The organism is Bradyrhizobium sp., from assembly GCF_019244115.1.
Lineage (GTDB): Bacteria > Pseudomonadota > Alphaproteobacteria > Rhizobiales > Xanthobacteraceae > Bradyrhizobium.
This window is the reverse complement of the sequence record NZ_JAFATE010000185.1, coordinates 1-6,868: the sequence shown is the minus strand read 5'-3', so window position 1 is coordinate 6,868 and position 6,868 is coordinate 1. Positions and strand designations below refer to the sequence as shown.

Sequence of the window (6,868 nt, the reverse complement as noted above, 5' to 3'; positions counted from 1 at the left end):
TGAGCTCCAATCAACTTATGGCTGCTCCCCGCGTTGTGAATGGACAGCCCAACGACCTCAGCGGGAGAGTCATCACCTTGAACGGCGGACCGATGTCCCGTAGGCGACCCGCGTCGATTCCATGAATCCCGAGGAGCAGCGGCTCGCGCGAGGATGCAGCCCGCCGCGTCGCATTGCAGATCAGGAGAACACCCCAGCAGATCGACCTTGCAACAACCATCGTGGAGAGACGCCATGGCAGCAAATCTCACCTCCGTTGTGATGCAATTCCTGACTCCTGAAGTTATCGAGCAAATCGCTTCATTTCTGGGCATCGACAAAGCCGCAACCCAAAAGGCAGCCGGAGGAGCCGTTCCATCCCTGCTGGCTGGTTTGGCCGAGCTGGTCGAAACCTCAGCAGGGACCGGGCAGCTTTCCAAGCTCTTGTCACAACAACAAATTGGTTCTCCCTTGGATCTGCTGCGCAGCGCCGGTCCTCAGGAGCTGGCTGAGACTGGATCGAAAATGATTTCGGCATTGTTCGGCGGCCGAACCGTGGATGTGATGGCTCAAGCCATCGGCAAGTTTGCAGGTATCGGTGAGGGCGGCGGCAAGCCACTGCTCAGCATGCTTGGACCGATCGTGCTCGGCGCGCTTGGCCAACAACAGCGCCTCGCAGGGCTCGACGTAAACGGCCTGGCCTCGCTGCTCCGCTCACAGAAAGATCAATTCGTCAAAGCCATCCCGTCGGGTCTTGCCGAACAGCTTGGCGCCTCCGGCCTGATTGACAGGTTTGCGGGGGCCTCCGACCGAGCCCGCACGACCGCAAGCCAGACGATCTCGCCGACATACAACAGGGTCGCCGCACAGTGGCCCTATTGGCTCGCCGCTTTGGTCGTGGTGGCTGGTCTTGCGTGGTTCGTGACCAACCGCCAGAGCGAACAGAGTGTCGCGGAAACACCCGCCGCAACGCGACCCGCGACCGGGACGGTTGGCATGGCGCCTGCGAATACAACGGTTGATGGGGTGAACCTTGCAAGCAATCTCAACTCCTCTATCGACACCTTGAAGTCCACGCTGCCGGGCATCACGGACCCGGCCACCGCTCAGTCAGCCCTGCCCAAGATCAACGGCGTCACAGCCCAGTTGGACGACATCAACGGGCGGGCGGCGAAGCTTTCTCCGGAAGGACGAACCGCGCTGGTCAAGCTGATCGTGGTGGCGATCCCTTCGATCAATCAGATGTGTGACAAGGTCATCGCAACGCCCGGGGTCGGGCCGGTTGCAAAGCCGGCGATCGATGATCTTCGCGCAAAGCTGGACGCGCTGGCGCGGGTCTGACTTGCGTGTCACGATGCGATCGAACGCTCTCCCCAACGGTGGGGAGAGATCAGCCGAATAAGGAAAATTCGCGTACTCAGCCTTCGGTGTTCGTCTGCACGGCGGCCTCGAACTTGTCTCCGAACTCGTTGAGTTCGTCGGCGCCGATGTCGCTGATCGCCCAGTAGTTCAGGCCGCGATCGCTCCAGCGCCGGATGTTGAAGCCCTGGATCGTCTCGGTCTTCGCGGGGCGCTTTTCCATGTTCGTGGTCTGCGAGACGAACAGATTGATGACGTGCTGTCGCCGGCGATAGACCACCGCGCCGATGGCGCGCGCGTCGATGTAGTCGAGCCGTCCACCGACCAGCGTAAAACCCTTCGACGTCAGGTCGATCACCGGCGGCGAGACGTCGAGCCTTCCGTTGAACCAGGGTTTTACCGTGTGCTGGTCGGTGGAGACGACGTCGGTGAGGTGGCCGGCCTGCAGCGAGCGCAGATGCGCCGACACCACCTCCGACATGATGCGCTGCTCGTCGTCGGCGCGCAGCACGACCGCGACGAGGCCCGTCGCGGCCAGCGCTGACAACGCCGATCCCATCGCAAAGCCTTGCAAGATGCTGCGCCGGCTTTGGCCCTGCGCGTTCGACATCGACCTGGGGATTGGCTTGGGCAGCGGCTTGGGCAGCGATGCATCGATCTTCATCCGCAGCGCCGGCGGCGCGGTATAGCGCAGGTCGGCCTTGGCGACCTCCTGGGTCATCTTGCGATAGGCGGCGAGTTCGGCGGCGCAGGCCGCGCAACCAGCGATATGGGCTTCGACCTCGCGGGCATGGCCGGCGTCAAGCTCGCCGTCGATCAAAGCGTGAAGTAGGATCTCGGCCTCGTCGCAAGTCATTTCGGTGGCTCCTGTTCCGCCATCCATGCCGAGCGCAGCATGGCGCGGGCGCGCGCAAGGCGCGACATCACGGTGCCGACGGGAGCGCCGACCGCATCCGCGATCTCGCGGTACGACAGGTTGTTGATCTCCCGCAGCACAAAGGTTTCCTTGAATGGTTCGGCGAGCGCCTCGACCAGCCGGCGAATGGTCGCGGCATCGCGCTCGCGCAGGATTTCCGCCTCCGGCGTCTGCTGCTCCTCGCGCCACAGCGGCGTCTGCTGTGCGGGCTCGGGCAGATCATCGAGCGAAGGCACCGCCGCATTCGCGCGCCGCGCGTATTCGGCGTGGCAGACATTGCGCAGGATCGCAAACAGCCACGGCTTCATCGCCGGCCCCCGATAGCCGTCGAAATGCTTTAGCGCACGCAGGTAGCACTCCTGGACCGCGTCCTCCGCGTCGCTGGCGTCGCGCAGCAGATAGCGCGCGAGCGTGTAGACATCGTCGAGATAGGGCAGCGCCTGGTCGCGAAAGCGGCGCGTGCGGTCGGGATCGTCAAAATTGCTCGGCGGCATCGTCTCTGGCCCGGTCTTGTGCCTGGTCCTGGCAGCAGATGCTGGTGCCCGGCCGCGTCCAGCGAACCGACCGGGCAAAACTGTGATGCCTTGGTTTTGACCGTTACTCAACCTTGATCATCCCGGTCATGTGCGGGTGCAGCGAACAAAAATACTTGTAGTCACCCGCTGACGCGAAGGTGAACGAGAAGGTATTGTCGGTGTCCAAGGCCTTCGACCTGAACTTGCCCGCCGACACCACGGTGTGGGGGATGTCGTCACGGTTGGTCCAGGTCACGGTGTCGCCGACCTTCACCGTGAGCTCCTGAGGCGAGAAGGTGAAGTTGTCGATCATGACCTGGACTTCCTGGGCATGCGCCCCGCCGAACGGCAGCAGGAGCGCGGCGGCAACGAGGAGCCGTGCGGCATGCCGATGCATGCCGCGAGTGTTCGTCAACGTCATCGCTTGGTCTTCCTGTTAGGCCTGCAGCGGCGTGTCGATGATCGCGAGCCGCTCGTCGCCTTGCTTGAAGTTGATGCTGGCAACCCCGAGCATCGAGCGCAGCTTGGCATCCTCGACCTTCATCGGGCCGGGCGAGGGAGCAGCACCGGGCGCCGGCTGCGGGAATGCCGTGGAGCGCGCGGTGTGGAAGGTGACGTTGCCCTCGACCTTCTGCATGACCTGGTGGATGTGGCCGTTGAGCACAGTCACCGAGCCAAAGCCCTTCAGATATTCCAGCGCGCGGCCGCCATCCTCGGTGCCCCAGCCCCATTGCGGATAGACCGTCCACAGCGGGATATGGGCGAAGACGACAATGGGCGTGGACTTGGACGTACCCTTGATGTCGTCTTCGAGCCATTCGAGCTGTTCGGCGCCGAGATTGCCGAGACCGCCGGCCTTCAGGTCGACGACGTTGACGAGGCCGATGAAATGCACGCCGCCGGCATCGAAGGAATACCAGCCGGCGCCCTTGGTGCCCTTGCCATAGCGGTCCTTGTAGAGCTTGATCTCTTCGTCGAGGAAGTCATGCTCGCCCGGCACGTAGTGCACGTCGAGCTTGGCCTGCGAGATGATCTTGTCGGCGTTGTCGAACTCGGCGACCTTCGACAGATGGGTGATGTCGCCGGTGTGGATCATGAACGACGGCTTCTTGTCCATCGCATTGATCTTGTTGATGGCTTCTTCCAGCGTGCCGATTGCATTCGGATTGGCCGGCTTGTCGAAGCCGACATGGCTGTCGCTGATCTGCAGAAAACTCAGGCCCGGGGCCTCCGCGGCCCTCGCGGCTTCGACCAGCCCCATGGAGCGCGGGACGCCGCCCGCGATGGTCCAGAGGACGCCGCTGCCGGCCCAGGTCATGCATTCCAGCACCTTGCGGCGGCTGACGCCGCGCTCTTCATCGTGATCGTGTTCGCTCATCGCCTCATTCTCCGACCGACCCGTGATTGGGTTCGCGGGAGGTGATCGGGCGAGGCGGGGGTTTATTCCCGGGAGATTTTCGAACCAGGTGGAGCGGGGCGGAAAAAATGGTTGATGACGTCTTCGTGACATCCACGGCGGTTCCCGATCTCAGCATGAGGCGCGCCGCAACAAACCTGTCTTGATACCGTCAGCTTGCTGTCAGGCGTCCCGCGTAGCCTTGCCGTACTCTTAGCTGTCTGACCGGGAGGACACATGAGCGAGCACAAGGGCGCTGAGCACCATCAGAAAGCCGCCGAACATCACGAGCACGCGGCCAAGCATCATCGTGAAGCGGCGAAGCACCATGAGGCCGGCGATCACGAAAAGGCGGCGCATCATGCCTACGTCGCCCATGGACACGCCAGCCATGCCGAACATCATCATAGCGAGGCGAGCCGGCACCACGCTGAGACGCACGGCAAGCATTGAGATAAGAAGGCTAGTACCGCGTGAGTATGGAGCTGCCGTCCCCGCAAGGGGGCGGCATTTTTTTGGCCCGTTGCGCAGAAATCAGCCGGAACCGCGCCTCGACAGGCATTTCCAATTGTCAAACCGTCAAGCGTCGTCTGAGATAGACAAGCCGCATCCTGATCGGGCACGTCAGGGCCGGCCTGCGGCTGGCGGGGCCGGGCATCGGATCTGGAATGAGCGAGGACCTCTGTTTTCTATCGGCCGTTGATCTTGCCGGCCGTATCGTCCGCAAGGAGGTTTCGCCCGTCGAGCTGACGCGTGCGGTGCTGTCGCGCGCTGAGCGGCTCCAGGGCGAGCTGAACTGCTTCATCACGCTGTGCGGCGAGGAGGCCATGACGCGCGCGCGTGAGGCGGAGCGCCAGGTGATGGCCGGCGCGCCGCTGGGACCTCTTCACGGCGTCCCGCTCACGGTCAAGGACATCGTCAACACCAAGGGCGTGCGCACCACGTTTGGCGCGGTTCCGTACCAGGACAATGTGCCGGACCACGATGCGGTCGCGGTCGCGCGGCTGCGCGCCGCGGGCGCGATCCTGATCGGCAAGACCACGACCCCGGAGTTCGGCAGCAAGTGCCTGACCGACTCGCCGCTGTTCGGCCGCACCCGCAACGCCTGGCATGCGGGTCGCTCCGCGGGTGGCTCGAGCGGCGGCGCTGCCGTGGCGGTGGCAAGCGGACTAGCGCCGCTGGCGGTCGCGACCGATGGCGGCGGCTCGACCAGAATACCGGCCGCCTGCAATGGCGTCGTCGGGCTGAAGCAGACCATCGGGGTAATCCCGCACAGCCAGGTGCAGGATGCCTTTGCCAACCAGACCTATGTCACGCCGACCACGCGGACGGTCGCCGATACCGCGGTCATGCTGCGGGTGATGGCCGGCGAGGACGCCTCCGACCCCTGGTCGATCGGCATTCCTGCGCAGGATTTCGTAGCTGCTGCCGCACCTGAGGGCGACCTGCGCGGACAAAAGATTCTGTTTTGCCTGTCGCCGCCGGGTCGGCCGGTCGCCTCCGATGTCGCCGAGAGTTTTGGGGCGAGCCTCGACCGCCTCGCGTCAATCGGCGCCGAACTCGAACAGTTTTCCGGCGAGGCTTTTGATGTCGAGCCGATCTGGCGCGCCATCAATCATACCGCGTGGCGCACGCGCTTTGCAAAGCTGGCGGCCGATCATGGGGATGCCTTAAGCGAGGGGTTCCTCAAACAGCTCGCGCTGGCCGAAGATGTCAGCGGGGTCGACTATCAGCGGGCGCTGTTCGAGCGCACCGGGCTGTTCCGCCATGTGCAGGCGCTGCTGGCGCGAGCCGATTGTCTCGCCATGCCGACCCTGACCCGGACCGCGCTGCCGATCGACCAGGATCTGTTCGGCAGAATCGAGATCGACGGACAAAGCTTCGACAATCTGCGGCCGCATTGGTTTCCCTGGACCATGCCGTTCAACATGACCGGGCACCCGGCGATCAGCCTGCCATGCGGCTTTGATCGGGATGGCCTGCCGATCGGCCTGCAACTGGTCGGACGGTTTCGCGGCGATGCTGAGCTGTTGCGGATCGCAACGCTGTTCGAAGCGGCCAGCGATCTGCTCGGCCGGTGGCCCGGTCTCGCTTGACTAGGGCAAAGGTATATGAGGGCGGGCTTGCCTCCAGGATCGAAGCGTGTTGGATCGCTACGGCGAGAAAGGTGAGATTGCGTTGATCTGGAGCCGCATCGAAGGTGCGCCCGCTCCCCCCTTGCGGGGGAGGGTTGGGGAGGGGGGTACCACACGACGAGCTGAGTCCGGGGACCCCAGCCCCCAACCCCTCCCCGCAAGGGGAAGGGGAGCAGAGCGCGCTCGCGGCTACATCGTCTCGGTTAGAACGAGTGCGGCATGAGCCTGTTCGTCCTGCGACGGTTCCTGACCTTGCTGGCGACGCTGGCGGCGGCATCCGTGATCATTTTCCTCGTGCTGGACGCGCTGCCTGGCAATGCCGCGCAGATGCTGATGGGCGCCGATGCCTCCCCTGACGCCGTCCGCGCGCTCGCCGTCAAGCTCGGGCTCGACCAGCCGCTGGCGTATCGCTACCTGCACTGGATCGCGGGCGCGGCGGCGGGCGACCTCGGCAACTCCTATGCCAATGGCACGCCGGTCGCGGCGCTGATCGGTGAGCGGCTTTGGCTGTCCGTTCCGCTCGCGCTCTTGTCGATGGGGATCACGGTGGTGCTGGCGCTTGCAGCCG

The 6,868-nt window shown here is 64.2% G+C and carries 7 protein-coding genes and 1 pseudogene; 3 read left to right on the top strand and 5 right to left on the bottom strand.

Going from position 1 to position 6,868, the window contains the following annotated elements; all coding sequences use genetic code 11:
* The first annotated feature begins 234 nt into the window (after window positions 1-234).
* Entirely contained in the window at window positions 235-1,320 is a 1,086-nt protein-coding gene (locus JOZ76_RS08230) for a DUF937 domain-containing protein (protein ID WP_291698128.1), read from the top strand.
* A 76-nt stretch (window positions 1,321-1,396) separates the two neighbouring features.
* Here the strand turns inward: JOZ76_RS08230 and JOZ76_RS08225 are convergent, their stop codons facing one another.
* The 5 genes from JOZ76_RS08225 to JOZ76_RS08205 all read right to left on the bottom strand — a co-directional run bounded on the left by JOZ76_RS08225 (window position 1,397) and on the right by JOZ76_RS08205 (window position 4,573).
* Window positions 1,397-2,194 (bottom strand): anti-sigma factor family protein, encoded by a 798-nt coding sequence (locus tag JOZ76_RS08225; RefSeq protein WP_291698127.1) that lies wholly within the window; start codon window positions 2,192-2,194, stop codon window positions 1,397-1,399.
* Window positions 2,191-2,748, bottom strand: a complete 558-nt coding sequence (locus tag JOZ76_RS08220; protein ID WP_291698126.1) for a sigma-70 family RNA polymerase sigma factor — start codon at window positions 2,746-2,748, stop codon at window positions 2,191-2,193. Before JOZ76_RS08220 ends, JOZ76_RS08225 begins: the two co-directional genes overlap by 4 nt.
* Window positions 2,749-2,851: 103 nt before the next feature.
* Window positions 2,852-3,190: a cupredoxin domain-containing protein gene (locus tag JOZ76_RS08215; RefSeq protein ID WP_291698125.1), complete on the bottom strand. Its 339-nt coding sequence runs from the start codon at window positions 3,188-3,190 to the stop codon at window positions 2,852-2,854.
* A gap of 15 nt (window positions 3,191-3,205) precedes the next feature.
* Window positions 3,206-4,147: a metallophosphoesterase family protein gene (locus JOZ76_RS08210; RefSeq protein ID WP_291698124.1), complete on the bottom strand. Its 942-nt coding sequence runs from the start codon at window positions 4,145-4,147 to the stop codon at window positions 3,206-3,208.
* 231 nt (window positions 4,148-4,378) lie between these two features.
* Entirely contained in the window at window positions 4,379-4,573 is a 195-nt protein-coding gene (locus tag JOZ76_RS08205) for a hypothetical protein (protein ID WP_291698123.1), read from the bottom strand.
* 260 nt (window positions 4,574-4,833) lie between these two features.
* Here JOZ76_RS08205 and JOZ76_RS08200 point away from each other — a divergent pair, with 260 nt between their 5' ends.
* Together JOZ76_RS08200 and JOZ76_RS08195 are read left to right on the top strand one after the other, a co-directional pair.
* Window positions 4,834-6,261, top strand: a complete 1,428-nt coding sequence (locus tag JOZ76_RS08200; protein WP_291698122.1) for an amidase — start codon at window positions 4,834-4,836, stop codon at window positions 6,259-6,261.
* A gap of 258 nt (window positions 6,262-6,519) precedes the next feature.
* A pseudogene (locus JOZ76_RS08195) lies at window positions 6,520-6,868 on the top strand (ABC transporter permease); the annotation flags it as partial.